The 26,976-nt window shown below is 71.3% G+C and carries 19 protein-coding genes; 4 read left to right on the forward strand and 15 right to left on the reverse strand.

All coding sequences use genetic code 11. The annotated features are described in order from the left end of the window. Positions 1–17: 17 nt before the first annotated feature. The 4 genes from ABZ893_RS32560 to hrcA form a co-directional block, all read right to left on the reverse strand. Entirely contained in the window at positions 18–761 is a 744-nt protein-coding gene (locus ABZ893_RS32560) for a 16S rRNA (uracil(1498)-N(3))-methyltransferase (protein WP_361411271.1), read from the reverse strand. Then, on the reverse strand, positions 758–1,831 hold the full coding sequence (locus ABZ893_RS32565; protein ID WP_361411273.1) for a nitronate monooxygenase: 1,074 nt from the start codon (positions 1,829–1,831) through the stop codon (positions 758–760). The genes ABZ893_RS32560 and ABZ893_RS32565 overlap by 4 nt, the downstream gene beginning before the upstream one ends. Positions 1,832–2,025: 194 nt before the next feature. Continuing rightward, a complete protein-coding gene (gene dnaJ, locus ABZ893_RS32570) occupies positions 2,026–3,162 on the reverse strand; it encodes a molecular chaperone DnaJ (RefSeq protein WP_361411275.1) in 1,137 nt (378 codons plus the stop codon). Next, a complete protein-coding gene (gene hrcA / locus ABZ893_RS32575; RefSeq protein WP_361411277.1) occupies positions 3,163–4,179 on the reverse strand; it encodes a heat-inducible transcriptional repressor HrcA in 1,017 nt (338 codons plus the stop codon). 134 nt (positions 4,180–4,313) lie between these two features. Here hrcA and ABZ893_RS32580 point away from each other — a divergent pair, with 134 nt between their 5' ends. Together ABZ893_RS32580 and ABZ893_RS32585 are read left to right on the forward strand one after the other, a co-directional pair. After that, on the forward strand, positions 4,314–5,045 hold the full coding sequence (locus ABZ893_RS32580; protein ID WP_361411279.1) for an MBL fold metallo-hydrolase: 732 nt from the start codon (positions 4,314–4,316) through the stop codon (positions 5,043–5,045). A 35-nt stretch (positions 5,046–5,080) separates the two neighbouring features. After that, complete coding sequence (locus tag ABZ893_RS32585) at positions 5,081–5,953, forward strand: DUF3097 domain-containing protein (RefSeq protein ID WP_361411281.1); 873 nt, start codon at positions 5,081–5,083, stop codon at positions 5,951–5,953. Between the two features lie 74 nt (positions 5,954–6,027). On the opposite strand, the gene hemW is transcribed toward ABZ893_RS32585, so the two are convergent. From hemW to lepA, 4 genes are all read right to left on the reverse strand, one after another. Beyond that, entirely contained in the window at positions 6,028–7,260 is a 1,233-nt protein-coding gene (hemW, locus tag ABZ893_RS32590) for a radical SAM family heme chaperone HemW (protein ID WP_361411283.1), read from the reverse strand. A gap of 721 nt (positions 7,261–7,981) precedes the next feature. After that, positions 7,982–9,826 carry a SpoIIE family protein phosphatase gene (locus ABZ893_RS32595; RefSeq protein WP_361411385.1) on the reverse strand — a complete coding sequence of 615 codons (1,845 nt, stop codon included), beginning with the start codon at positions 9,824–9,826 and terminating at the stop codon, positions 7,982–7,984. Between the two features lie 459 nt (positions 9,827–10,285). After that, positions 10,286–12,175: an AMP-binding protein gene (locus ABZ893_RS32600; RefSeq protein WP_361411285.1), complete on the reverse strand. Its 1,890-nt coding sequence runs from the start codon at positions 12,173–12,175 to the stop codon at positions 10,286–10,288. 398 nt (positions 12,176–12,573) lie between these two features. After that, positions 12,574–14,439, reverse strand: a complete 1,866-nt coding sequence (lepA, locus tag ABZ893_RS32605; RefSeq protein ID WP_361411287.1) for a translation elongation factor 4 — start codon at positions 14,437–14,439, stop codon at positions 12,574–12,576. Between the two features lie 253 nt (positions 14,440–14,692). Here lepA and rpsT point away from each other — a divergent pair, with 253 nt between their 5' ends. After that, positions 14,693–14,959 (forward strand): 30S ribosomal protein S20, encoded by a 267-nt coding sequence (gene rpsT / locus ABZ893_RS32610; protein WP_361411289.1) that lies wholly within the window; start codon positions 14,693–14,695, stop codon positions 14,957–14,959. A 444-nt stretch (positions 14,960–15,403) separates the two neighbouring features. Here the strand turns inward: rpsT and holA are convergent, their stop codons facing one another. After that, positions 15,404–16,390 (reverse strand): DNA polymerase III subunit delta, encoded by a 987-nt coding sequence (holA, locus tag ABZ893_RS32615; protein WP_361411291.1) that lies wholly within the window; start codon positions 16,388–16,390, stop codon positions 15,404–15,406. A 57-nt stretch (positions 16,391–16,447) separates the two neighbouring features. Here holA and ABZ893_RS32620 point away from each other — a divergent pair, with 57 nt between their 5' ends. Further along, positions 16,448–16,693 carry a hypothetical protein gene (locus tag ABZ893_RS32620; RefSeq protein ID WP_361411293.1) on the forward strand — a complete coding sequence of 82 codons (246 nt, stop codon included), beginning with the start codon at positions 16,448–16,450 and terminating at the stop codon, positions 16,691–16,693. 83 nt (positions 16,694–16,776) lie between these two features. On the opposite strand, the gene ABZ893_RS32625 is transcribed toward ABZ893_RS32620, so the two are convergent. The 6 genes from ABZ893_RS32625 to leuS form a co-directional block, all read right to left on the reverse strand. Beyond that, the gene (locus tag ABZ893_RS32625) at positions 16,777–17,658 is read right to left on the reverse strand and encodes a YceI family protein (protein WP_361411295.1); all 882 of its coding nucleotides are present in this window, start codon (positions 17,656–17,658) and stop codon (positions 16,777–16,779) included. Positions 17,659–18,080: 422 nt separating this feature from the next. Then, positions 18,081–20,729: a ComEC/Rec2 family competence protein gene (locus ABZ893_RS32630; RefSeq protein ID WP_361411297.1), complete on the reverse strand. Its 2,649-nt coding sequence runs from the start codon at positions 20,727–20,729 to the stop codon at positions 18,081–18,083. Further along, the gene (locus ABZ893_RS32635; RefSeq protein WP_361411387.1) at positions 20,726–21,805 is read right to left on the reverse strand and encodes a ComEA family DNA-binding protein; all 1,080 of its coding nucleotides are present in this window, start codon (positions 21,803–21,805) and stop codon (positions 20,726–20,728) included. The genes ABZ893_RS32630 and ABZ893_RS32635 overlap by 4 nt, the downstream gene beginning before the upstream one ends. Positions 21,806–22,057: 252 nt before the next feature. Then, positions 22,058–22,903: a DegV family protein gene (locus tag ABZ893_RS32640; RefSeq protein WP_361411299.1), complete on the reverse strand. Its 846-nt coding sequence runs from the start codon at positions 22,901–22,903 to the stop codon at positions 22,058–22,060. Positions 22,904–22,966: 63 nt separating this feature from the next. Further along, positions 22,967–23,644, reverse strand: coding sequence for a hypothetical protein (locus ABZ893_RS32645; protein ID WP_361411389.1), 678 nt, complete (start codon positions 23,642–23,644; stop codon positions 22,967–22,969). Between the two features lie 229 nt (positions 23,645–23,873). Further along, on the reverse strand, positions 23,874–26,756 hold the full coding sequence (leuS, locus tag ABZ893_RS32650; RefSeq protein WP_361411301.1) for a leucine--tRNA ligase: 2,883 nt from the start codon (positions 26,754–26,756) through the stop codon (positions 23,874–23,876). Positions 26,757–26,976 lie beyond the last annotated feature (220 nt).

Raw genomic sequence — 26,976 nt, forward strand, 5'->3', positions numbered from 1 at the left:
TCCCCCTCGGGGTCTGTTCAGGACCAGCGGCCGGTGCGGCCGAGGAGCAGCGCCGTCGCGGCGGTGCCCGCGGTCGACGTACGCAGCACGCTACGCCCGAGCCGGTACGGACGCGCCCCCGCTGCGGCGAATGCCGCGAGCTCGTCGGGCGAGACGCCGCCTTCCGGCCCCACGACGAGGACGATGTCCCCGGACGCGGGCAGTTCCACGGTGGCGAGGGCGCCGCTGTCGCAGTCGCGGTCCTCGTGCAGTACGGCGGCGAAGTCGGCGCCGGCGAGAAGGGCGGCGACCTGCTTGGTCGTCGCGGCCTCGGCGACCTCGGGGAAGCGGACCCGGCGGGACTGCTTGCCGGCCTCGCGTGCGGTGGCCCGCCACTTGGCGAGGGCCTTGGCGCCCCGGTCGCCCTTCCACTGCGTGATGCAGCGGGCGGCCTGCCAGGGCACGATCGCGTCGACGCCGGTCTCGGTCATGGTCTCGACGGCCAGCTCGCCCCGGTCCCCCTTGGGCAGGGCCTGTACGACGGTGATCCTGGGCGCCTGCTCGGGCTCCTCCTGGACCGGGCCGGCCGTCACGACGAGCCGGTCCTTTCCTTCGGCGGACTCCACGACGGCCTCCGTCCAGCGCCCGCGCCCGTCGGTCAGGACGACGTCCTCACCGGCGCGCAGCCGCTTCACGGAGACGGCGTGCCGCCCCTCGGGCCCGCCGAGCACGAACGCTCCGGGGCCCGGCACCTCGTCGACGACGAACACCGGCGCGGTCATGCGGCACCCTCCGAGCACAACGCGTCCTTGGCCTCGGCGAGTTCGGCCGCGAGCACCTCGACGAGCTGCCCGGCCGGCAGCTCGCGGGCGAGCCGGTGGCCCTGCCCGGCCCAGAGCGCCATTCCTTGCGCGTCCCCGGCCTTGGCGGCGGCCTTGCGGAGCGTCGATGTCATGTGGTGGACCTCGGGGTAGGCGGCGGGCGCGTACGGGCCGTGCTCGCGCATGAAACGGTTGACGAGACCGCGCGCGGGGCGTCCGGAGAAGGCCCGGGTCAGCTCGGTCCGTACGAACAGCGGGTTGGTCATGGCCTGCTTGTGCAGGGCGTGCGCGCCAGACTCGGGGCAGACCAGGAAGGCCGTGCCGAACTGTCCGGCGTCCGCGCCCGCGGCGAGCACGGCGGCGAGCTGCGCGCCGCGCATGAGGCCGCCGGCGGCGATGATCGGGAGCTGGACGGCCTCGCGGATCCGGGCGATCAGCGCGAGGAGTCCGATGCCGGCGCCGTCGGTCTCGGGGTTGTCCCGGTGGGTGCCCTGGTGGCCGCCGGCCTCGACACCCTGCACGCAGAGCGCGTCGGCGCCGGCCTGTTGGGCGGCCTCCGCCTCCTGAGGGGTGGTCACGGTGACGGCGGTGAGGGTGCCGGCGCGGGCGAGCGAGTCGAACACCTCACGGCTCGGGCAGCCGAACGTGAAGGTGACGACCGGTACGGGTTCGTCGAGCAGGACCGCGAGCTTCGCGTCGTAACCGTCGTCCCGGCCGGAGTCCGGGTCGCCGAGCTGCGTCTCGTACCAGGCGGCCTCGCCGGCGAGCTGGCTTGCGTAGACGGAGACGGCCGCGGCGTCCGCGTACTCGGGCTGCGGCATGAAGACGTTGACGCCGAACGGCTGGTTGGTCAGGCCCCTCAGCTGCTTGATCTCCTGGTACATCCCGTCGGCGGTCTTGTACCCGGCGGCGAGAAACCCGAGCCCGCCGGCCTCCGAAACAGCGGCGGCGAGCGCCGGACAGGACCCACCACCCGCCATGGGCGCCTGCACGATCGGATACTGGCAGAGATCGGTGAGCTTGGGGGACATGACGGCATGGTGCCACGTCCTCCGGACAGGACCGAATCTAGCCTTCCGGTACAGGTATTTACATGCGAAACCGCTGTGGGCAGGCGTTCCGCAGGGCGATGGGGGTCCCCCCGCTCGAGCGAAGCCGAGAGTGGGGGAGGGTGGGCACAGCCCCAAGTGCCGGGCAACAGCACTCGGGGGCTGCCCACTAAGGCCTAGCGACCGTTGAACGCATCCTTGAGCCGCGAGAAAAGCCCCTGCTGCCCCGGCTGGAACTGCCCCGTAGGCCGCTCCTCCCCCCGCATCTTCGCCAGCTCCCGCAGCACCCGCTCCTGCTCAGGATCCAGCTTCGAAGGCGTGAGCACCTCGACATGCACGATGAGATCCCCGCGCCCGCCACCCCGCAGATGCGTGATGCCACGGCCGTGCAGCGGAACGGACTGCCCGGACTGCGTGCCCGGCCGGATGTCGATCTCCTCGAGCCCGTCGAGCGTCTCGAGCGGCACCTTCGTGCCGAGCGCCGCCGCCGTCATCGGAATGGTGACGGTGCAGTGCAGATCGTCGCCACGCCGCTGGAACACGGGGTGCGGCAGCTCGTGGATCTCGACGTACAGGTCACCGGCGGGACCGCCGCCGGGGCCGACCTCGCCCTCGCCCGCGAGCTGGATCCGCGTGCCGTTGTCGACACCTGCGGGGATCTTCACGGTGAGCGTGCGCCGCGAGCGGATGCGGCCGTCGCCGGCGCACTCCGGGCACGGCGTCGGCACGACGGTGCCGAAGCCCTGGCACTGCGGGCAGGGCCGCGACGTCATGACCTGGCCGAGGAAGGACCGCGTGACCTGCGAGACCTCGCCGCGGCCGCGGCACATGTCACAGGTCTGCGCGGACGTACCCGGCGCGGCGCCTTCGCCGCTGCAGGTCGTACAGACGATGGCCGTGTCGACCTGGATGTCCTTGGTGGTCCCGAAGGCGGCCTCGTCCAGCTCGATCTCGAGCCGGATCATGGCGTCCTGGCCGCGGCGCGTGCGCGACCGGGGACCACGCTGGGACGCCGTCCCGAAGAACGCGTCCATGATGTCGGAGAAGTTCCCGAAGCCACCGGCGCCGAAGCCGCCGGCCCCGCCTCCGCCCGACTGCGAGAGGGGGTCGCCCCCGAGGTCGTAGACCTGCTTCTTCTGCGGGTCCGACAACACCTCGTAGGCGGCGTTGATCTCCTTGAACCGCTCCTGCGTCTTCGGGTCCGGATTCACGTCCGGGTGAAGCTCGCGGGCAAGCCTGCGGAAGGCCTTCTTGATCTCGTCCTGGGAGGCGTCGCGGCGCACGCCGAGTACGGCGTAGTAGTCCGTGGCCACTTACGACTCCGCCAGGATCTGTCCGACGTAACGTGCCACTGCGCGTACTGCTCCCATCGTTCCCGGGTAATCCATGCGTGTCGGTCCGACGACGCCGAGCTTGGCTACTGCCTCGCCGCCCGAACCGTAGCCGACCGACACCACGGACGTGGAGTTGAGTCCCTCATGGGCGTTCTCGTGACCGATCCGTACGGCCATGCCCGAATCATTGACCTCACCGAGGAGCTTGAGGAGCACGACCTGCTCTTCGAGCGCTTCCAGAACGGGCCGGATGGTGAGGGGAAAGTCATGTCCGAAGCGGGTGAGATTGGCGGTGCCGCCGATCATCAGCCGTTCCTCGGTCTCCTCGACGAGCGTCTCCAGGAGGGTGGAGAGCACCGTCGAGACCGTGCCGCGGTCCTCCGTGTCGAAGGACTCCGGAAGATCCTGCACGAGCTGCGGCACGTCCGCGAAGCGGCGTCCCGCGACCCTGCTGTTGAGCCTGGCCCGCAGATCGGCGAGGGAGGTCTCGCCGAAGGGCGCCGGGCAGTCGATCATCCGCTGCTCGACGCGCCCGGTGTCCGTGATCAGTACGAGCATCAGGCGGGCGGCGGCGAGCGAGAGCAGTTCCACATGGCGCACGGTGGAGCGCGTCAGGGAGGGGTACTGCACCACGGCGACCTGCCGGGTCAGCTGCGCGAGCAGCCGCACGGTCCGGCCGACGACGTCGTCGAGGTCGACGGCTCCGTCGAGGAAGTTCTGGATGGCGCGGCGCTCGGGCCCCGTCATCGGCTTGACCGCCGTGAGCTTGTCCACGAACAGGCGGTAGCCCTTGTCGGTGGGGATGCGCCCGGCGCTGGTGTGAGGCTGGGCGATGAAGCCCTCCTCCTCCAGCGCCGCCATGTCGTTGCGCACCGTCGCCGGTGAGACGCCGAGGCTGTGCCGCTCGGTGAGCGCCTTGGAGCCGACCGGCTCCTCGGTCCCCACGTAGTCCTGGACGATCGCGCGCAGCACTTCGAGCCGGCGTTCACTGAGCATCGCGCGCACCTCCAGCTGTCTCGTCCTGCGGCTTCGCCTTGCGGTTGGCACTCGACGCGGTTGAGTGCCAATGGTCTCCGGATCAGTGTACGGCCGCCGGGTACGGGCCCGGCAAGGGCGCTAGCGTCAAGGTCATGGGTGACCTGGACTGGAATGTCGTGGGGTGGGAGGAGCTGTCCTCTCGGGTGGGGCGGGTCCGGCTGCCGGGCTGGGACTGCACGACGGGCCTCGTGGTGGGCGAGGACGGGGCGCTGCTCGTCGACGCGGGTTCATCACTTCGTGAGGGCGCGGCGCTGCGGGCGGCCACCCGGCGCCTGCTCGGTCCGCACGCGCGCGTGACGCATATCGCTCTGACGCACCCCCATTTCGATCATGTTCTCGGCGCGGCGGCGTTCGCCGGGGTCGAGGTGTACGGGGCCGCCGGCATCGACACGGTGCTCGCGCGGGGGCGGGACGAGTTGCGGGCCGACGCGGTCGCGCACGGGGTGCCGCCCGGGGAGGCCGCGGGGGCGGCGGACGTGCTCGTCGTGCCGCACCACCGCGTGTCCGGCGAGTGGACCCTCAGCCTGGGCGGCGGTCTCCGGGTGCTGCTGGCGAACGTGGGCCCTGGGCACACCGCGCACGACCTGGCGGTCCTGGTGCCGGGTACGCCGGAGATCGTGTTCTGCGGTGATCTCGTGGAGGAGTCGGGCGAGCCGCAGGCGGGGCCGGACGCGATACCGCGCCACTGGCCGGCCGCGCTCGACCGGCTGCTCGAACTCGGCGGTGAGGACGCCGTGTACGTGCCCGGACACGGAGCCGCGGTGAATGCGGAGTTTGTCCGGGCCCAGCGTGCCGAGCTGGCCGCACGCTTCGGCGTGTCGTAACCGCACGGCCGTTCGCCCTTCCTATCGTCAGCCGAATGCTCCCACCCGTCTCCCGCCACCGCCCCTCCAACGAGGGCCCTTCGGGCCCGCAGCGCCGTCTGTACTCCCCCGACCTCACCCCGCCCTGGAAGAAGCAGCAGGCCGCCCCCGAGGTGGCCGCGGACGTGGACCTCGTGGTCGAGGAGGTCACGACCGGGTTCTGCGGGGCGGTCGTCCGCTGCGAGAAGACGGCCCAGGGCCTGACGGTCACCCTGGAGGACCGCTTCGGCAAGCACCGCGTGTTCCCCATGGACCCGCGCGGCTTCCTGCTCGAAGGCCGGGTCGTCACCCTCGTACGCCCCACGGCCGCCGCGCCCGTACGGCCCACCCGCACGGCCTCCGGGTCGGTCGCGGTGCCGGGCGCGCGGGCGCGCGTGGCGCGGGCCGGGCGGATCTACGTGGAGGGCCGGCACGACGCGGAGCTGGTGGAACGGGTCTGGGGCGACGACCTGCGCATCGAGGGCGTCGTCGTGGAGTACCTGGAGGGCATCGACGACCTGCCCGCGATCGTCGCCGAGTTCGCCCCGGGCCCTGACGCACGCCTCGGGGTCCTGGTCGATCACCTGGTCCCCGGCTCGAAGGAGTCACGCATCGCGGCCCAGGTCACCGGCGAGCACGCGCTGGTCGTCGGCCATCCCTACATCGACGTGTGGGAGGCCGTGAAGCCGTCCTCCGTGGGCATCCGCGCCTGGCCGACGGTGCCGCGCGGCCAGGACTGGAAGACGGGCGTGTGCCGGGCGCTGCGCTGGCCTGAAAACACCGGTGCGGCGTGGCAGCACATTCTGTCGCGGGTCCACTCGTACAAGGACCTGGAGCCGGAGCTTCTGGGCAGGGTCGAGGAATTGATCGACTTCGTGACGCTGCCGTAGGGGGTGCGGCGCGCCCCCTTAAGGGGCGCGGGGAACTGCGCGAGCAACCCCCACCAACCCGCGGCTTCGCCCCCTCAGTCCACCAAATCCCGGACCACCGCGTCAGCGAGAAGGCGGCCGCGCAGGGTGAGTACGGCGTGGCCCGCCTCGAACGGGTCCCGTTCGAGAAGCCCCTCAGCCAGCGCGCGATCGGCGGCGGCCCGGCCCGCGGGCTTGAGCAGCGTGAGCGGGCAGCCCTCCCGGAGCCGTAGCTCCAGCAGGATGCGCTCGACGCGCCGGTCCTCGTCCGAAAGCAGCTCACGCCCCGCGCCCGGCGACTTCCCGCCGGCCAGCGCGGCCGCGTACGCGCCCGGGTGCTTCACGTTCCACCAGCGGACCCCGCCGACGTGGCTGTGGGCGCCGGGGCCCGCGCCCCACCAGTCGGCGCCGCGCCAGTACAGCTCGTTGTGCAGGCAGCGCCCGGCCTCGGTGGTGGCCCAGTTCGACACCTCGTACCAGTCGAAACCGGCCCCGCCGAGGATCTCGTCCGCGATGAGGTAACGGTCCGCGTGGACGTCGTCGTCCGTCATCGGGACCTCGCCGCGGCGGATGCGCCGGGCGAGCTGCGTGCCCTCCTCGACGATCAGGGCGTACGCGGACACGTGGTCGGGCCCGGCGCCGATCGCGGCGTCGAGGGAGGCACGCCAGTCGTCGTCGCTCTCGCCGGGGGTGCCGTAGATCAGGTCGAGGTTGACGTGGTCGAAACCGGCGGCACGGGCCTCGGCGACGCAGGCCTCGGGCCGGCCGGGGGTGTGGGTGCGGTCGAGGATCTTCAGGACGTGCTGGCGGGCGCTCTGCATACCGAAGGAGATGCGGTTGAAGCCGCCGGCGCGGAGGGTCTCCAGGTAGGCGGGGCCGACGGACTCGGGGTTGGCCTCGGTCGTCACCTCGGCGTCCGGGGCGAGCCCGAACTCGTCACGGATCGCGCCGAGCATCCGCACGAGGTCGTCGGCCGCGAGAAGGGTCGGGGTACCGCCACCGACGAAGACGGTGCGCACGGGGCGCGGGTCGTCCCCGAGAACCTTGCGGGCGAGCCGGACCTCGTCGGTCAAGGTGTCCGCGTAGTTGTCCCGGGAGGCGAGCACCCCGCCGGAACCGCGCAGCTCGGTCGCGGTGTACGTGTTGAAGTCGCAGTAGCCGCAGCGCGTGGCGCAGTACGGAACGTGCAGATAGAACCCGAGCGGCCGGTCCGCCGCCCCGGCCAGAGCATGGGCGGGCAGCACACCGTCATCGGGGACGGGCTCACCGTCGGGAAGTGCGGAAGGCATGGGGCCATTGTCCCGCAGGCTCGGGATTGCCTTGCCGGGCAGGCTGTGGGGGGGGGCGGGGGTGGGTGGGCTGAGGGGTGCGCTTGGCTTGGGGCGCCGGGGTGGGGGTGGGCTGGGGGGCGCGCTGGGCTTGGGGCGCCGGGGTGGGGGTGGGCTGAGGGGCGCGCTGGGCTAGGGGCGCCGAGCGGCGGGTCTGCGGGGCACGCTGGACTTGGCGCGGCTCTGCCCCGCTCGGAGGGTGCGGCTCGGCGGCGCGGAGCGCAAGGGTTACGGGGACCAGGCCCGCGGGAGCACGGCTCACCAGGCCTGACGGCGTGGCTCAGCGGATACGGAGGTCGCGCCCCAGGCCAGGCCGTCCCGGCGCGGCTGGCCCGGACTGCGCGACGCACGCGGCGCCGGTGACTCCGGATGGGGCGGCGGCCCTCCAGCCGTGCGGACACGCCCCAGCGACCCCGACCCGGCAACCACCGGCCAGCACCGCCACATCGCCCCCGCCACACCGCCCCGGCCCCGGCCAGGCCATCCCGGCGCGGCTCGCCCGGACTGCGCGACGCACGCGGCGCCGGTGGCGCCGGATGGGGCGGCCCTCCAGCCCGGCGGACACGACTCAGCGCCCCCGGCCCGCCAACCATGGCCCGCACCGCAACACCGCCCGGCCCGGCCCGGCCCCGGCCCAGCCCAGCCCAGCCCAGCCCCGATAAGCCCCGATAAGCACCCACCCTCACCGCGCCTGCAGCACCAGCAACGCCAAGTCGTCATCCGGTGGGTTCTCCGAGAATTCGTGGACCAGGCGCCTGATGCGCTCCGCCAGCAGTGGAGCCGTGAGACCCGCACAGCCCGCGAGGGCCTCGGCCAGGCCGTCGCCGTCGTCGAACTGGCGGTGGCCCGCCCGGCGTTCCGTCACGCCGTCCGTGACGCACAGCAGCGTGTCGCCCGCGTGGAGGACGAGGCTCTCGCTGAGGTATCCGGGGTCTTCGACGACCCCGAGGAGCACCTGGGGCTGCGCGGCCGGTTCGACCGGGCCGCCGGGACGCATCAGCAGCGGCAGAGGGTGCCCCGCCGAGGCCAGCGTGCAGCGCGTGCCGTGCTCGGTCGGGATCAGCTCCCCGTAGAGCAGCGAGAGGAAGCGGGGCCCGCCCTCGGGTGCGAGGCCGTCGCTGCCCGCCGCGGCGAGCGCCCGGGCCGCCGCGTCCGCCGCCTCCGTCGCGTCGTCGAGGAGGAGCCGGTTGAGCCGGTCGAGGACCTCGGCGACCTTGTACCCCTCGCGGGCGAGCAACCGCAGCCAGGGCCGGGCCAGGCCGATGACGACGGCCGCCTCCGGCCCCTTCCCCTGGACGTCGCCCAGCGCGAAGCACCAGCGGCCGTCCCCCGCCGGGAACACGTCGTAGAAGTCACCGCCGGGCCCGCCCGCGTCCCGCGGCTCGTACACCAGCGCGGACTCGATCCCGGGGATCTCCGCGACGGCGGACGGCAGCAGTCCGCGCTGGAGGATGCGGCTGATCGTGGCCTGGCGGGTGTAGCGGCGGGCGGCGCTGACCGCGAGGGCCACGCGCCGGGCGAAGTCCTCGACGAGCCCGGTGACCTCGTCCGGGAACCGGTCCAGGCCCGCCCGTCCGATGAGCAGCGTGCCGACGGCACGGCCGCCCGCGGTGAGCCGGTACGCGAGCGCGGCGCCCGCCGGGTCGCCACCGTGGCTCTCGAACGGCCACGGCACGGAGTCGGCCGCGCTGCGGGCCGCGTCGGGCGGCTGCGGCGGGTCCTTCTCCAGGATCCGGGCCAGCTCCTCGACGCGGTTCTCGTTGCGGTGCCAGACGCGGGCGAGCCGGGACGTGGCGAGCGCGCCCTCGGCGGCGCCCCGGTCGGGCCTGCCGTCCTCGTCGTCGAGCCAGACGGCGCACCAGTCGGCGAGGCGCGGCACGAGGAGCTGTCCGGCGAGCGAGGCCACCCGGTCCTCGTCGAGCTGCCCCGCGAGGAGGTCGGAGGCCTCGGCCAGGAAGGAGAGGGCACCCCGGTTCACCCAGTCCTCGTCGGGCGGCAGGGGGCGCGGCGTGGGGGCCGGTACGGCGCGCGGCCCGCGCCGCAGACTCCTGGCGGCGAAATACTCGTCGGGGTGGTCGCCGCGCGGCTCGACGCCGTCGACGGGGATACGGGCCCACACCGTCTTGGTGCCGGGCTGGTACGTGATGCCCCAGGCGTCGGAGAGGGCGGCGACGAGCCGCAGCCCGCGCCCGCACTCGGGCGTGTCGGGGCCGGCTTCGACCCGGTCGCTGCGGACCGCGCGGGCGGGGTGGTGATCGGAGACCTCGATGACGAGCGCGGCGGGCGGGCACGCGCCCTCGGGCTCGTCCGGGTCGCCGCCTTCGAGGCGGCACAGCAGCTCGACGTTGGTGCCCGCGTGGACGACGGCGTTCGTGACGAGTTCGCTGAGGACGACCACTGCGTCGCCGCCGAGCCGGTCGCCGTCCTCGGCGGACAGGCCGAGCTCCGCCCAGTCGGCGAGCGCGGCCCGCACGAACCGGCGGGCGGCGGCGGGCGCCAGCGGGTTTCCGGGCAGGGAGGTACGCACGACGGCCGGGGTTCCCGCGGGGCGGGACGGCTCGTCGTCGGCGTGAAAGGTGGTCTCCCGTTGCAACGGAATGGGCCCCACGGTGCGGCTCCTGAGCAGTTCGGGCAAAGACGCCTCAGGCGACACGCACAGGGTGACAGACCGGGGCCACCCATAAGCACCGAGTTACCGAACTCGACCACGAGGAGCGAGTTCGGTGCTACGTGTGACTGGTGTGTTCGAAATCGGGGCCGGATCTGTCGGGGAAGGGATCACCGGGGAGCCGGATCTGTCGGGCGAGGGATCGCCGAGGCCCGGATCTGTCGGGCGAGGGATCGCCGAGGCCCGGATCTGTCGGCGGAGGGGTCGCCGGGGGCCGGATCTGTCAACAGAGGGGTCGCCGGGGGCCGAGTCCGACCGCCCCTGAGAACTCGCGCGCGGCGCGCGGCCCACCCGAACCACGCGCCGCCCGAGCGGGTGTCACGCCTCCCGCGTCCCCGCGTACATCTCGTCGATCAGGTGCCCGTACTCGCGCTCGACGACCGGGCGCTTCAGCTTGAGGCTCGGGGTCAGTTCGCCGTGCTCGATGTCGAGGTCGCGCGGCAGGAGCTTGAACTTCTTGATGGTCTGCCACTTCTGGAGGCCCTGGTTGAGCTCCGTGACGTATCCGTTGACGAGTTCGACCGTGGCGGGGGCGGCGACCACCTCCGCGTACGACTTGCCCTCCAGGCCGTTCTCCTTGGCCCAGGCGAGGATGGACGGCTCGTCGAGGGCGATGAGGGCCGTGCAGAAGTTCCGGTCGGCGCCGTGCACGAGGATGTTCGAGACGTACGGGCACACGGCCTTGAACTGGCCCTCGACCTCGGCGGGCGCGATGTACTTGCCGCCGGAGGTCTTGATCAGGTCCTTCTTGCGGTCGGTGATCCGCAGGTACCCGTCGACGGACAGCTCGCCGATGTCGCCGGTGTGGAACCAGCCGTCGGACTCCAGGACCTCGGTCGTCTTCTCGGGCAGCCCGTGGTAGCCCTCCATGATGCCGGGGCCGCGCAGCAGGATCTCGTTGTCGTCCGCGATCCGCACCTCGGTGCCGGGCAGCGGCTTGCCGACCGTGCCGGTGCGGTACGCCTCCCCGGGGTTGACGAAGGACGCGGCGGAGGACTCGGTCAGGCCGTAGCCCTCCAGGATGTGCACGCCGGCGCCGGCGAAGAAGTAGCCGATCTCGGGGGCGAGCGCCGCCGAGCCGGAGACGCAGGCGCGAAGCCGGCCGCCGAACGCCTCGCGCAGCTTGGAGTAGACGAGCGCGTCGGCGACCTTGTGCTTGGCGGCGAGCCCGAACGGCACCGCGGCCGAACCGGTCCTGCGGAAGTTTTCCTGGCTGGCCTTCGCGTACTCGCGCGCGACCTCGGCGGCCCACTGGAAGATCTTGTACTTGGCCCCGCCGCCGGCCCGCGCCTTGGCCGCGACGCCGTTGTAGACCTTCTCGAAGATGCGCGGGACGGCCGCCATGTACGTGGGCTGCACGACCGGCAGGTTCTCGATGATCTTGTCCACGCGGCCGTCGACGGCGGTGACGTGACCGACCTCGATCTGGCCGGAGGTCAGCACCTTGCCGAACACGTGGGCGAGCGGCAGCCACAGGTACTGCACGTCGTCCGGGCCGACGAGCCCGGTCGCGGCGATGGCCTTGGCCATGTACGACCAGTTGTCCTGCGGAAGGCGCACGCCCTTGGGGCGGCCGGTGGTGCCGGAGGTGTAGATAAGGGTCGCGAGCTGGTCCGACGTGATCGCGCCGACCTTCTCCTTGATCAGGTCCGGGTTCTGCTCCAGGTGGGCGGCGCCGCGCTTCTCCAGGTCGGCGAGCGTGAGCAGCCAGCCCTCGGGGTCGGCGGCGTCCGGCTCGACACCGGCCTCGTCGATGACGACGACATGGGCGAGGTCCGGCAGGTCGGCGCGGTGCTCACGGGCCTTGGCCAGCTGCGCCGCGTCCTCGGCGATCAGGACCTTGCTGTCCGAGTCCGCGAGGATGAACGCCGACTCGTCGGCGTTGGTCGACGGGTACACGGTGGTCGTGGCGGCGCCGGCGCACAGGATGCCGAGGTCCGCGAGGATCCATTCGACGCGCGTGGACGACGCGAGCGCGACCCTCTCCTCCGGCTGGACGCCGAGCTCGATCAGACCGGCCGCGATGGCGTAGACACGGGTCGAGGCCTGCGCCCAGCTCAGCGACTTCCAGTCGTCGGGACCCTCCCCGGACGCCGCCGGCACCGGATAGCGATAGGCCTCGGTGTCCGGCGTGGCCGCCACGCGCTCGAGGAAGAGAGCCGCCACGGACGGCGGACGGTTCTCGATCAGGGTCTGTGTGTCGCTCACGACGTCCTCCGGGGGGCCCGCTTCAGCGCGGCGAGACCGAGCGCGGCCGGCTGTTGGCGGCTGTTATTAACTGGCGAGTAACTACCGAGCAGTGATCAGAGTAGAGCGCGGTCGCCCGGTACGTAAGGGGAGGCCGCCTCTCACTTGCCGACGACGGCCGCCGTACACACGGCCCCCACAAATGGCAGGCACAACGATTCCGGGACGGTCCGGTCAACGACGCCGAGACCGTCCGGTCCACGACGCCCGGACCACCGGTCCACGACGCCCGGACCGCCCGGTCCACGATGCCCGGACCGCCCGGTCCACGATGCCGGGAAAAGCGGAAGGCCCGCCGCACTGACGCGCGACGGGCCCGAGACCGCTGCCCCAGCCGGCCGTATGTGTTTGTGTGTCCGCTACTTCTTCTTGCCGCCACTGTCGTCGCTGGAGAGCACCGCGATGAAGGCTTCCTGCGGCACCTCGACGGAGCCGACCATCTTCATGCGCTTCTTGCCCTCCTTCTGCTTCTCGAGCAGCTTGCGCTTACGGGAGATGTCACCGCCGTAGCACTTCGCGAGGACGTCCTTGCGGATGGCGCGGATCGTCTCGCGGGCGATGACCCGGGAGCCGATGGCGGCCTGGATCGGCACCTCGAAGGCCTGCCGCGGGATCAGCTCGCGCAGCTTGGCCACGAGCCGCACGCCGTACGCGTAGGCCGCGTCCCGGTGCGTGATCGCGGAGAAGGCGTCGACCTTGTCGCCGTGGAGCAGGATGTCGACCTTCACGAGGTTCGCCGTCTGCTCACCGGTGGGCTCGTAGTCGAGCGACGCGTAACCGCGGGTCTTGGACTTCAGCTGGTCGAAGAAGTCGAAGACGATCTCGGCGAGCGGCAGCGTGTACCGGATCTCGACCCGGTCCTCGGAGAGGTAGTCCATGCCGAGCAGCACACCGCGCCGGGTCTGGCACAGCTCCATGATCGAGCCGATGAACTCCGACGGCGCGAGGATCGTGGCGCGCACGACCGGCTCGTAGACCTTGTCGATCTTGCCTTCGGGGAACTCGCTCGGGTTGGTGACGACGTGCTCGCTGCCGTCCTCCATGTCGACGCGGTAGACCACGTTCGGAGCGGTGGCGATCAGGTCGAGGCCGAACTCGCGCTCGAGCCGCTCACGGATCACGTCGAGGTGCAGCAGGCCGAGGAAACCGACGCGGAAGCCGAAGCCGAGCGCCGCCGAGGTCTCCGGCTCGTAGACCAGCGCCGCGTCGTTCAGCTGGAGCTTGTCGAGGGCGTCGCGCAGCTCGGGGTAGTCCGAGCCGTCGAGCGGATACAGACCCGAGAAGACCATGGGCTTGGGGTCCTTGTAGCCCCCGAGCGCCTCGGTCGCCCCGTTGTGCAGGGAGGTGATCGTGTCACCGACCTTGGACTGGCGGACGTCCTTCACACCGGTGATGAGGTAGCCCACCTCACCGACGCCGAGGCCGTCGGCCGGGGTCATCTCCGGCGAGGAGACGCCGATCTCGAGGAGCTCGTGGGTGGCGCCGGTGGACATCATCCGGATCCGCTCACGCTTGTTGAGCTTGCCGTCGACGACTCGTACGTACGTCACGACGCCGCGGTAGGAGTCGTAGACCGAGTCGAAGATCATCGCGCGGGCGGGCGCGTCGGCGACACCGACCGGGGCCGGGATCTCGGCGACGACCTTGTCGAGCAGCGCCTCGACGCCCATGCCGGTCTTCGCGGAGACCTTCAGCACGTCCTCCGGGTCACAGCCGATGAGGTTCGCGAGTTCCTCGGAGAACTTCTCGGGCTGGGCGGCCGGCAGGTCGATCTTGTTGAGAACGGGGATGATCTTGAGGTCGTTCTCCATCGCCAGGTACAGGTTGGCGAGGGTCTGCGCCTCGATGCCCTGGGCCGCGTCGACGAGCAGGACCGTGCCCTCACAGGCGGCGAGCGAACGCGAGACCTCGTAGGTGAAGTCCACGTGGCCCGGGGTGTCGATCATGTTGAGGATGTGGGTACTGCCCTGGTCGGGCCCCACGGTGGGGGCCCAGGGCAGACGCACCGCCTGGGACTTGATCGTGATGCCGCGCTCGCGCTCGATGTCCATCCGGTCGAGGTACTGAGCACGCATCTGCCGCTGCTCGACCACTCCGGTCAGCTGGAGCATCCGGTCGGCGAGCGTGGACTTGCCGTGGTCGATGTGCGCGATGATGCAGAAATTGCGGATCAGAGCCGGGTCGGTACGGCTCGGCTCGGGCACATTGTTAGGGGTCGCGGGCACGCAGGGTCCTGTCTCTTGAGGCGCCGTATGCCTCAGGTCGGCCTCGGTGGGGATCGATACGTAGGTTCCATGGTCCCACGGACGCGGGACTGCGACCGGTTTGGGCCGCTCGGAGCACGGTTTGGGCCGCTCGGAGCTCGGCTGGTAACGTTGACAGCTGTGTCTCATGCCCTCTCAGCACGAGGCACTCTCAGTAGAAATCACCGGCACGTGGGCGTGAGCTCGCGTGCCTGAACCTGAAAAGGCTCATTTCGTGGCGAACATCAAGTCCCAGATCAAGCGGATCAAGACCAACGAGAAGGCTCGTCAGCGCAACAAGGCTGTCAAGTCCTCCCTGAAGACCGCGATCCGCAAGGCCCGCGAGGCCGTTGCCGCGGGTGACCTCGAGAAGGCCACCGTCGCCACGCGCGAGGCTTCGCGCAAGCTCGACAAGGCCGTCTCGAAGGGCGTCATCCACAAGAACCAGGCCGCCAACAAGAAGTCGGCGCTTGCTTCCAAGGTCGCGACCCTCAAGGGCTGAACCACCTTTTGATGTGACCGCCGGAAGGACCCAGAGCGGGCCCTCTCTCATCCGCTCCCAACCGGCCCCCGAGCCCACGCGCGACCTGCGTTCGCCACGCGGGCGTGGGCTCACAGTTTGAATTGAGCTGAACCCGAGTGCCCCTGCTTCCGCGAGGAAGCGGGGGCGCTTGGCGTTTGGGGTGGTCTTCGGGGGCTTTGGGGTGGGCTTTGGGGGGTGGCGTCGCGTTTGTTCTTCGGGGGCGGGCTTGCGCTTGCGCTTACAGGCGCGTCCGGCGCGTGTTTGTTCTTTTCAGCCCGTCCGGCGTTTGAGGACGAGGCCGAAGGCCGACAAGCGGGGGTCTGAGGGCGCAGCCCCCAGGGACGGGAAGGGTAGGGGCGGCGGGGGCGACTCCCCCGGTGGCACGCCACGACGCACCCGCACCCGCTCCCCGAAGGGGAAGGGCTAGCGCCCCCTAGACCGCGCAGCCCGCGCAATCACCACAACGGCCTTCTCCAACGCGTACTCAGGATCATCCCCGCCCCCCTTGACCCCCGCGTCAGCCTCGGCGACAGCCCTCAGCGCAACGGCCACGCCATCCGGCGTCCACCCCCGCATCTGCTGCCGCACCCGATCAATCTTCCAAGGCGGCATCCCCAACTCACGAGCAAGATCCGCCGGCCGCCCCCCACGCGCAGACGACAACTTCCCGATCGCCCGCACCCCTTGCGCCAGCGCACTCGTGATCAGCACAGGCGCCACCCCCGTGGACAACGACCACCGCAACGCCTCCAACGCCTCCGCCGCCCGCCCCTCGACGGCCCGGTCGGCAACGGTGAAGCTGGAAGCCTCCGCCCGCCCCGTGTAGTACCGGGCGACGACCGCCTCATCGATCGTCCCCTCGACATCCGCAGCAAGCTGCGTCACGGCGGACGCCAACTCCCGCAGATCACTGCCGATCGAATCGACCAGCGCCTGGCACGCCTCCGGCGTCGCCGACCGCCCGACCGCCCGGAACTCGGCCCGCACGAACGCCAGCCGATCCGCCGGCTTCGTCATCTTGGGGCAGGCGACCTCACGGGCCCCCGCCTTACGGGCCGCGTCGAGCAGCCCCTTGCCCTTGGCCCCGCCGGCGTGCAGCAGCACGAGCGTGATCTCCTCGGCGGGCGCCGAGAGATAGCCCTTCACGTCCTTGACCGTGTCGGCCGACAGATCCTGCGCATTACGCACGACCACGACCTTGCGCTCGGCGAAAAGCGACGGGCTGGTCAGCTCGGCGAGCGTGCCGGGCTGGAGCTGGTCCGGCGTGAGGTCACGCACATCCGTGTCCGCGTCGGCGGCCCGGGCGGCGGCCACCACCTGCTGCACGGCGCGGTCGAGCAGCAGGTCCTCCTGCCCCACGGCGAGGGTGACAGGGGCGAGCGGGTCGTCTGTTGCAGTCTTCCTGGCCATCGCGGTCAAGCATCCCACGCGGCACTGACAACCCCCGCCGTGCCGGAGAATGACCGGGTGACCGACGCGCGACATGTACTGGTGCTGCCCGACCGCGACGCCGCGGAGGCGGTGGCCGAAGAGCTTCCCGACCGCTTCGGCGTCACCGAGGAGCCCCAGCTCGTACGGGACGCGCTGGCCGGCGAGGACGACGCCGAGGACGCCCAGTGGCTCGTGGTGATCGAGGACCCCGACGGCCGTCTGGACGCCGCGTCCCTGGACGAATTCGCCGCGGAACACGAGGGCTGGCTCGAAGCGCCGTAGGCGCACGCAGGTACGCGGCAGTACCTACGCCTCAGTGCGCGGACCGGCACACAACGCCCCGACGGGAAGCGGAGCTGCCGGCGTCAGCCCTTCGGGACGATCTGGATATCCAGCTCGATCTTCACGCTGGAACCGATCGCCGCGATCCCGCGGGCCAGCATCGTCTGCCAGTTGACCGTGAAGTCGTCGCGGTGCAGCTCGGTGGTGGCGCGGCAAGCGGCGCGAGTCTCGCCCTCCATGCCATTGCCCACCCCCAGGTACTCGGTGTCGAGCGTGACCGTGCGGGTCACGCCGTGCAGCGACAGCGCGCCGGTGATCGCCCAGCGGCTGCCACCCTTGTGCACGAAACGGTCGCTGTAGAACTCGAGCGTCGGGAACTGGTCCACGTCGAGGAAATCGGCCGACCGAAGATGGTCGTCACGCATCTTCACGGCAGTGTCGATGGAGGACGCGTCGATGACGACGTGCATCGCGGACCGCTCGACCTGTTCAGCTATGCGCAGCGCGCCCGCGAACGTGTTGAACCGGCCGTGGATCCGGGCGAGCCCGATGTGCCGCGCCGTGAACGCGATCGACGAGTGCATCGGCTCGATCTCCCAGTCCCCCGCCTCGGGCAGCGGGGGCTGCGGAGCGACCTGGAGCGTGACATCGCCGAGCGGGGAGTGCGTGCTCTCCGAGACCGAGGCGTTCCCCCGGAACGGCGTGTACCCCTCCGCCGTGACCGCGAGCCGGTACTCACCGGCGGGCACGGTCGCGACGAACGACCCGAACGGGTCCGCCCCGCCACTCACGACCGTCCGCCCCATCGCATCACTCACCGCGAACTCGGCGCCCCGCACGGGTTCCTTGACGGGGTCGAGCGCCCGGCAGCTGAGGACGCCCGCACCGGGCGGCACGCTCACACCTGCGAGAGGATTTGCCCGTTGAGCCCGGTTCGTACGGTTTCCCACCCAGCGGCCGAACATGCGCAAGACACCCCGTGAAGACTTGACACCACCATCAACGAAGACGCATTCGACCACCGTTGGGGCATTCGAGGCAACACGGGACCACATCGCGGGAATGGCACAAACTGCCATCCCTTGCGTCGAGTTGCCTGAATTAGACGTTCCACTTCCCGTTTCAGCAGCCCAGCGGCATTTCTACCAATGAGTAATGTCACGGTGCGCACGCGAGCCGAAGCGGTGGGCGACGCATCGCAGTTGCACACCACACAACGTCACACGTCGCGCTCGCGCCGCCCCGCGACACCTCCCCCTTCCCCGGAACCCCATTTTCCGCGCTGCGGAACGCTCCCTTCAGGGTTCGATACGCGCCAATGGTGAACGGCTCAGCGGTGGCCGCCCCTTGCCGCACGGCACCGCCCGGAGCGGGCACCCGGCGCCGGTCACGCCCCGCTCACGACGACGCCGAGCCCGGGTTGGCCTCCCTGTCTCACCCCCGTCCGGCCCCCCGCCCCCACCCCCTCCCCCGCCCTCTCACTTGGCCCGGCCCCGGGCCCGCCTCCAGGTCCGGCTCCGGATCCGGTGACCGCCAACGCCCCGTCCACGTCCGTCCTGAGGACCGTCGCTCCCCCGGCCCGCAGCGCCGCGACCGTGCGAGCCGATGGATGCCCGTACGGGTTGTCCTCGCCGCACGAGATGAGCGCCAGCCGGGGCGCGACTCGCCTCAGGAGTAACGGGTCCTGGTACGCCGAGCCGTGATGGGCCACCTTGAGAACGTCCACCGGTGGCAACCGCGCCCCGGCCGGCGATCTCAACAGGGCTCTCTGCGCAGGCGGTTCGAGGTCTCCCAGAAGTAGGAAGGTCAAGCCGGCGGTACGGACGAGCAGGGTGACGCTCGCGTCGTTCGGGCCGTCCGGGTCGGGCGCGGGTCTCGGTGGCGGCCACAGCACCTGCCAGTCGAGCGGCCCCGTCCTGCGCCGCTCCCCCGCGACCGCCCTGGTCAGCGCGACGTGCCGGGCAGCCGCCACCCTCTCCACGAATCGCACCTGATCAGGCGGCTCGTCGAACCCCGTCGTCTCGATCGCCCCCACCTCACGCCCCCGCAACACCCCTTCCAGGCCGGCGACATGATCCGCATGAAAATGGGTCAACAGGACGAGCGGAACCCGAGTGATCCCGAGCGAACTCAGACAACGGTCCACGAGCACCGGGTCCGGCCCCGCGTCGACCACCACCCCCTCACCGTGACCCGCCGCGAGCACCAGCGCGTCCCCCTGCCCCACGTCACACATCACCATCCGCCACCCCTGTGGCGGCCAGCCCGTGATCACCCGGGTGAGAGGCCTCGGCTGCGTGACCACGAGCAGCAGGAGCAGCACGCACCCTCCCGTCATCCACGGGGACTTGAGCACACGGCGGCCCGCCAGAACCACGCCCAGAGTGACCACCCCGAGCAGCAGCCCGCCAAGCAGACCACCGGGCCAGTCCACCCCACCGCCCGGCAGCGACGCACCCGCCCGCGCGATGTCCGCGATCCATCCGGCAGGCCAACTCGCGCACCACGCAAACACCTTCGCCACCGGCATGGCCCACGGCGCCGTAGCCAGGGCCGCGAACCCGAGCACCGTGGCCGGCGCAACCGCGAACTCCGCCAGCAGATTGCACGGCACCGCCACCAGACTCACCCGGGAGGCAATGACAGCGACCACCGGCGCACACACAGCCTGCGCCGCGGCAGCGGCCCCCAGCGCCTCCGCCAGACGCGGCGGACACCTCCGTCGCCTCAGTGCCGCACTCCAGCGCGGCGCAATGGTCAGCAGCGCCCCGGTGGCCAGGACCGACAGCAGGAACCCGTAACTCCGGGCCAGCCAGGGGTCGTACAGCACCAGGAGCAGGACGACCGTGGCCAGGGCCGGGATCAGGGATCTGCGGCGGCCGGTGGCGATGGCGAGCAGTGCGACGAGGCCGCACGCCGCCGCCCTCACCACGCTGGGCTCCGGTCTGCACACCGTCACGAAGCCGAGCGTGAGGGCTCCGCCGAGTAGCGCGGTCGCCCGCAGGGGGATGCCCAGGCGTGGTGCGAGGCCGCGCCGCTCGGAACGGTGTGCGGTGCCGGGCGGGCCGATGAGCAGCGCGAGCAGGATCGTGAAGTTCGCCCCGCTGACCGCCGTCAGGTGCAACAGGTCGGTGGCCTCGAACGCCTCGTGCAACTCGGCCGGCACCCGCGACGTGTCCCCGACGACAAGTCCGGGCAGCAGCGCGCGAGCATCCGCCGGCAGCCCGTCGGTCGCCTCCCGCAACCCGCTCCGCAGTCTCCCCGCGAACCGCTGAGCCGTGGACGGCCCTCCCACGATCCGCGGGCTCTCGTCGTGCCCTACACGGAGCACCGCCGCAACCTTGCCTCCGCCCGCCTGCGCGGGCGCGAGCCCTCCCTTCACGACCAGCCGCGTACTGGGCAGCAACGACAGCCAGGGCGATGGCCCCTCGCGCTCGCGGCCCACGTCGACGAGGACCAGAACCGGCGTCAGCACCCGCGTCCCGGGTCCCGTACCTCTGCTGACTCGCCGCACATCGGCGGCGATGACGACGGACGAGGGCGCCGAGTGGTCGCCCTTGACCCGGGGCCGCGTGAGCCGTGGGTCTGCCGTCGCCTCCAACTCGACGGTCACCCGCGCGTATTGCCGGGCGAGCCCGGGGACAGGGCCGCGCGTCAGATCCGCGCCGTGCAACGCGGCGGAGGCCGCGGACGCGGCAACACACAGCAGGACCGCTGCCACGGACATACGGCGCATCGGCCCGGACGGAGACGTAAGCAGGCCGGCCGACTGCTCCGAGGTAGCCGACGGCAACGACTCCGTCCCGCCCCTCCTCCCTCTGGCCGACCCGCTCACCAGCAGCAACACCCCCGCCACCGCCACACACACCACTGCCAGGACCGTCACCCACACCGCCGGGGCGTCCAGGGTCAGCGCCGCCGTGCCCCAGGCGGCGAGTGCCGGCGGGACGAGGCGGAGGTCGCTCGGGCCCTCACGCCGAGGGTTCACGTCGTCCAAGGGCCTCGCGGGCAGTGGCTCAACTCCCGTGCGCCTCATGGCCGTACAAGATTCTGGAGGTCGGAGAAGCGCCGGTCTCCGATGCCGTTGACCTCACGCAGCTCGTCGACGGAGCGGAAGCCTCCGTGCTCGGTGCGGTAGTCGATGATGTGCTGGGCCAGCACGGGCCCGACACCTGGCAACGTGTCGAGTTGGTCGACGGTGGCGGTGTTGAGGCCGATCGGCCCTGCGGGCGCGGCCCCGGTTCCAGCGGCTCCCGCAGCTCCGGCCCCCGCCCCGCCAGGTGCCGCCGGGGCGCCTACGACCACCTGCTCTCCGTCGGCCAGCAGGCGCGCACGGTTGATTCCCGTGGGGTCGACCCCCGGGCGGATCCCACCGGCGGCGCGCAACGCGTCAGCGACCCTGGAGCCGGCCGGCAATCGAAGGATGCCAGGGCTCCGAACCTTCCCGCTGACGTCCACAACGATCTCCGCCCCTGCGGAAGCGGCAACCCCAGTGGGACCTGCCGGGGGCTGCGACGCCTCAGCCGGCTCAGGCGGACCGGCCGCCTCCTCAGGCGCCGCCGAACGCACCACCTCAGGCGCCCGCACCGGCTGAGCCCGCCCGGTCCAGAAGTGGTGCACGGCGAAACCGGCCGCAGCCACCAGCACCACGACCAGGGCGACCACACTCCGCCGCTCCAGCCCGCACCGCGTCTGCATCCACAGCGGCATCCGCTCCCGCACGGCGAACGCAGCGCGCTCCCGCCACGCAGCCGCCGGCGCCACCCCGGGTTCCGCCCCCTCACCGGGCACCCCGTCACGCAGACGACCCGTCACTTCCCCCTGAAGCCCAGCCGTCAGCGCATCCGTCACCCCACCCCGAACACTCCTCGCCGCCCCCGGCGACAACCCACCCCGGACCTCACCAGCCACCCCGTCCTCATCCAGATCGGAGCGAGCCCACCGCGGGAGTGGTCGAGACGCCGAACGCACTCGCCGAGCCTGAGCCGACGAACCCCCCTGCCGACCCCCATGCCGCTGAGCAAACAGCGCCTCCGCCCGCAGCCTCAACGCCTCGGCGGACTCCTGCCGATAACGCCGCCGCAAGCGCCCACGCCGATACCGGGTCCCCACACCCGACGCCGCCGGAGACCCCGACGCCCCCGGCGCCAGCCCTCGCGCTGCCTGACCTGTCTGCGAAAGTGATGATCCAAGTGCCATGCACAAGACGCTAGGCACTCCACCGAATCGGCGATGATCTTGCTCAATTCCCGGGGACAACCCACCAGTTGTGGGTAACTCCGTCACCCACAGGAGTGCACCCCCGGCCCACCCACCTCACCGCAGCAAACGCACCGCAGCAAACCCACCGCAGCGGCAGCAAACTCACCGCGGAGAAACAACCGCCCCCAACAACCCCGGACCCGTATGCGCCCCGATCACCGCGCCGACCTCACTGACATGCAGGTCCCGCAGCCCAGGCACCCCCTCCCGGAGCCGCTCCGCGAACGCCTCGGCCCGGTCCGGCGCGGCCAGATGATGCACCGCGATGTCGACCTCACTCGACCCCGCGCGCTCGGTGACGATTTCCTGGAGCCGGGCGATGGCCTTCGACGACGTGCGCACCTTCTCCAGCAAGTCGATACGCCCGCTGTCCAGCTGCAAAAGCGGCTTCACAGCGAGCGCCGAGCCGAGCAGGGCCTGCGCGGCGCCGATGCGCCCGCCACGGCGGAGATAGTCCAGCGTGTCGACGTAGAAGTAGGCGGAAGTAGCGGCGGCCCGCTTCTCCGCCGCGGCCACGGCCTCGTCGACCGTTCCGCCCGCGTCCGCCACCTCGGCGGCCGTGAGCGCGCAGAACCCGAGGGCCATCGCGACCATGCCCGTGTCCACGACCCGCACGGGCACGGGCGCCTCGCGCGCCGCGAGGACCGCCGCGTCGTACGTCCCGGAGAGTTCGGACGACAGATGGAGCGAGATGATGCTGGTCGCGCCCGCCTCGGCCACCCTGCGGTAGGTGGCGGCGAAGAGCTCGGGGCTGGGCCGGGACGTGGTCACCGGCCGGCGCTTCTGGAGGGCCTCGGCGAGCGAGCGGGTGGAGATCTCGGCGCCCTCTTCGAGAGCCTGGTCGCCGAGGACCACGGTCAGGGGAACGGCAGTGATGCCGTGGCGCTCCATCGTCCGCTGCGGCAGATAGGCCGTGGAATCCGTGACGATCGCGACATGGCGGGACATGAGCTGGAGATTACCTGCCCGAGCTAGAGGACGGCAGCCCGGCCCCGGGGGCCCCGGAACGCGTCAAGTCGTGCTCTCTGGGCGGGCTTTCTTCTGCCAAGGATAGGTCGGGCGGGGGCCGGTCGGCGTGATCGCGGGCCTGTCGGGCTCCTGAGTCGAGCGCGACGTCCCCACGTCACCCGGCGAAGAAGCAGCCCCCGACGAAGGCGCGGCCCCCGGCGCCGGCTCGGTCGTCCAGTGCCGCAGCGCCCCCGCCTCCACGTCGATCTGCGCGCTCAGGTTCTCCAGGTCGTCGTCCGCGAGCCGGTGCGCGCGGTCATGGGCCGCCCTCCGCAGGGAGTCGGCCGAGCCGGTGATCCGTTCCGTCCGCCGCCGCAGGTCGGGCAGGAGCTCGGCCAGATGCGCCTTGTCCGGCTCGGTCTCCAGCCGCTTGAGATCGTCGTCCAGCTCACGGCCGTGCACGCTGAGCCGGCCGAACAGGTCGAGGGACTCCTTCAGCGAGGGATCGTCCGCCACGTGCGCGTGGAGCGCGTCCTGGGTGGATCTCATCGACGTACGCAGCTTGAGACGCAGCTGGGCCAGCTCGCCCGCCGCGCCCGGCTGGGCGAACGACTTCGCCTTGAGCGTGGTGTCCTCCACCGACCGGCGGGCCTGCGCGACGGTGCGGTCCACCCCGCGCCTGGCGGCGCCGAAGATCTTGACCGTCACGTATCCGCCGAGGACCAGGAACAGTACGAACATGAGCGCCACGATCGCGATCACTGCCTCTCCCACGACGCACCTCCCGACAGCGGCGGCGGTCCGTCCGCCTCTTCCACCGTAAACGGAAAAGGCAGGTCGGAGGTTCCAGCGGAACCCCCAACCTGCCCGTAGGGAAAAACCCTGATCCGGCCACCCGGCCACGGCCTACGCAGCCCACCCGGCCACCAGCCACGCCGGCCGCCCAGAACCCCCGCCTACGCGGAGAGCGCTACGCCGGAACGATGTTCACCAGCTTCGGCGCCCGCACGATCACCTTGCGGATACCCGCCCCGTCCAGCGCCGCGACGACCCGCTCGTCGGCCAGAGCGACCCGCTCCAGCTCCTCGTCGGAGATCGACGGGGAGACCTCCAGGCGCGCCTTGACCTTGCCCTTGATCTGCACGACGCAGGTCACGGACTCGTCCACGACGTACGCGGGGTCGGCGGCCGGGAAGTCCTGGTGGACGACCGAGTCGGTGTGGCCCAGCTTGCGCCACAGCTCCTCGGCGACGTGCGGGGCCAGCGGCGCGACCAGCAGCACCAGACGGTCGGCCACGCTGCGGGCCAGCGGCCCGCCCACCTTGGTCAGGTGGTTGTTCAGCTCGGTGACCTTGGCGATCGCGGTGTTGAAGCGCATCCCCTCCAGGTCCTGGCGGACGCCGTCGATCGCCTTGTGCAGGGCACGCAGCGTGTCCACGTCGATGTCGGACTCGGCGGTGTCGACGACGGTGACCTCACCGGTCGTCTCGTCGACGACGTTGCGCCACAGGCGCTGCAGCAGGCGGAACTGGCCCACCACCGCGCGCGTGTCCCACGGCCGCGAGACGTCCAGGGGACCCATCGCCATCTCGTACAGGCGCAGGGTGTCCGCGCCGTACTCGGCGCAGATCTCGTCCGGCGTGACGGCGTTCTTCAGGGACTTGCCCATCTTGCCCAGGAGCCGGGAGACCTTCTCGCCCTCGTAGTAGTAAGCGCCGTCGCGCTCCTCCACCTCGGCGGCCGGTACGGCGATACCGCGCGCGTCCCGGTAGACGTACGCCTGGATCATGCCCTGGTTGTACAGCTTGTGGAACGGCTCGGCGGACGAGATGTGGCCCAGGTCGAACAGCATCTTCGACCAGAAGCGCGCGTACAGCAGGTGCAGCACGGCGTGCTCGGCGCCGCCGACGTACAGGTCGACGCCACCGGTGGGCTGGCCCTCGCGGGGGCCCATCCAGTACTGCTCGATGGCCGGGTCGACCAGCTTCTCGCTGTTGTGCGGGTCCAGGTAGCGCAGCTCGTACCAGCACGAACCCGCCCAGTTGGGCATGGTGTTGGTCTCGCGGCGGTACTTCTTGGGGCCGTCGCCCAGGTCCAGGGTGACGTTGACCCAGTCCTCGTTGCGGGACAGCGGGGTCTCCGGCGAGGTGTCGGCGTCGTCCGGGTCGAAAGTGCGCGGGGTGTAGTCCTCGACCTCCGGCAGCTCCAGCGGCAGCATCGACGCGGGCAGCGAGTGCGCGACGCCGTCCTCGTCGTAGACGATCGGGAAGGGCTCGCCCCAGTAGCGCTGGCGGCTGAACAGCCAGTCGCGCAGGCGGAAGTTGACGGTGCCGCGGCCGATGCCGGTGCGCTCCAGCCACTCCGTCATCCGGGCCTTGGCGTCGGTGACGCCCAGGCCGTCCAGGGAGATCTCCTCGCTCGCCGAGTTGACCAGGCGGGCCTCGTAGGAGGCGAACGCGTCGTCCCACGTGGTCGTGTCGGTGCCGCGGTCGTCGGAGGGCTGCACGACGCAGCGCATCGGCAGCTCGAAGGCGCGCGCGAACGCGAAGTCGCGGGTGTCGTGCGCGGGGACGGCCATGATCGCGCCGGTGCCGTAGCCCATCAGGACGTAGTCGGCGATGAAGACGGGGACCTGGTCGCCGCTGACCGGGTTGGTCGCGTACGCGCCGGTGAAGACGCCGGTCTTGTCCTTGGCCTCGGCCTGGCGCTCGACATCGGACTTCGAGGCGGCCTGCTTGCGGTAGGCGGCGACGGCCTCGGCGGGGGTCGCGTGACCGCCCGTCCAGACGTCGTGGGTGCCCTCGGGCCAGGCGGCGGGCACGATCCGGTCCACCAGGTCGTGCTCGGGCGCCAGGACCATGTACGTGGCGCCGAACAGGGTGTCCTGACGGGTGGTGAAGACGGTGATGGCCTCGTCGCCGACGGCGAAGTCGACGCGGGCGCCCTCGGAGCGGCCGATCCAGTTGCGCTGCTGCAGCTTGATGGCCTCGGGCCAGTCCAGGGCGTCCAGGTCGTCCAGCAGGCGGTCCGCGTAGGCGGTGATGCGCATGTTCCACTGGCGCAGCTTGGCCTTGAAGACGGGGTAGTTGCCGCGCTCGGAGCGACCGTCGGAGGTGACCTCTTCGTTGGCCAGGACGGTGCCCAGGCCGGGGCACCAGTTGACGGGCGCCTCGGAGGCGTACGCCAGGCGGTACTCGCTCAGGACGTCGGCCCGCTCGGCGGCGGTCAGCTCGTGCCACGCGCGCGTGGAGCCCGGTACGGCGCGCTCACCGCTCTCGAACTGGGCGATCAGCTGGTCGATCGGGCGGGCCTTCTTCGCCTCGTCGTCGTACCAGGAGTTGAAGATCTGGACGAAGATCCACTGCGTCCACTTGTAGTACTCGGCGTCGATCGTGGCGAACGAGCGGCGCTTGTCGTGGCCCAGGCCCAGGCGGCGCAGCTGCGCCTTCATGTTGACCATGTTGGCCTCGGTCGACGTGCGCGGGTGGGTGCCCGTCTGCACGGCGTACTGCTCGGCCGGCAGGCCGAAGGCGTCGAAGCCCAGGGTGTGCAGGACGTTGTGCCCGTTCATGCGCTGGAAGCGCGCGAAGACGTCCGTGGCGATGTAGCCCAGCGGGTGCCCGACGTGCAGGCCCGCACCCGAGGGGTACGGGAACATGTCCATGATGAACTTCTTGGGGCGGGACGCGATCTCGGGGTCACCGGCCAGGTCACCGCTCGGGTTCGGCGCCTCGTACGTGCCGTCGGCGTCCCAGATGTCCTGCCAGCGTGCCTCGATGTCGGCAGCCATCGCCGCGGTGTAGCGGTGCGGCGCGGCCACCTCGGAAGCGGCAGCGGAATTCGTCTCGCTCATGGTCCTCAAAGCTCCATCGATCGTCTCTGCTCACGGCTGACCGCGCTGGTCAAACAAAAATGCCCCTCGCACAGGAGGGGGCGCCGCGCCGATCCCGGTCCGCGATTCGTCAGCGGTCGGGACTGATCAGCGCGGCTCGCTAAGCAGAAGGCGTACGGCACGCATGGCGTCAGGGTACCGCAGGGCCCGTTCGAGCCGCGACGGCGTTCCGGCATACGAA

Origin of the sequence: Streptomyces sp. NPDC046821, assembly GCF_040645335.1 — a bacterium.
GTDB lineage: Bacteria > Actinomycetota > Actinomycetes > Streptomycetales > Streptomycetaceae > Streptomyces.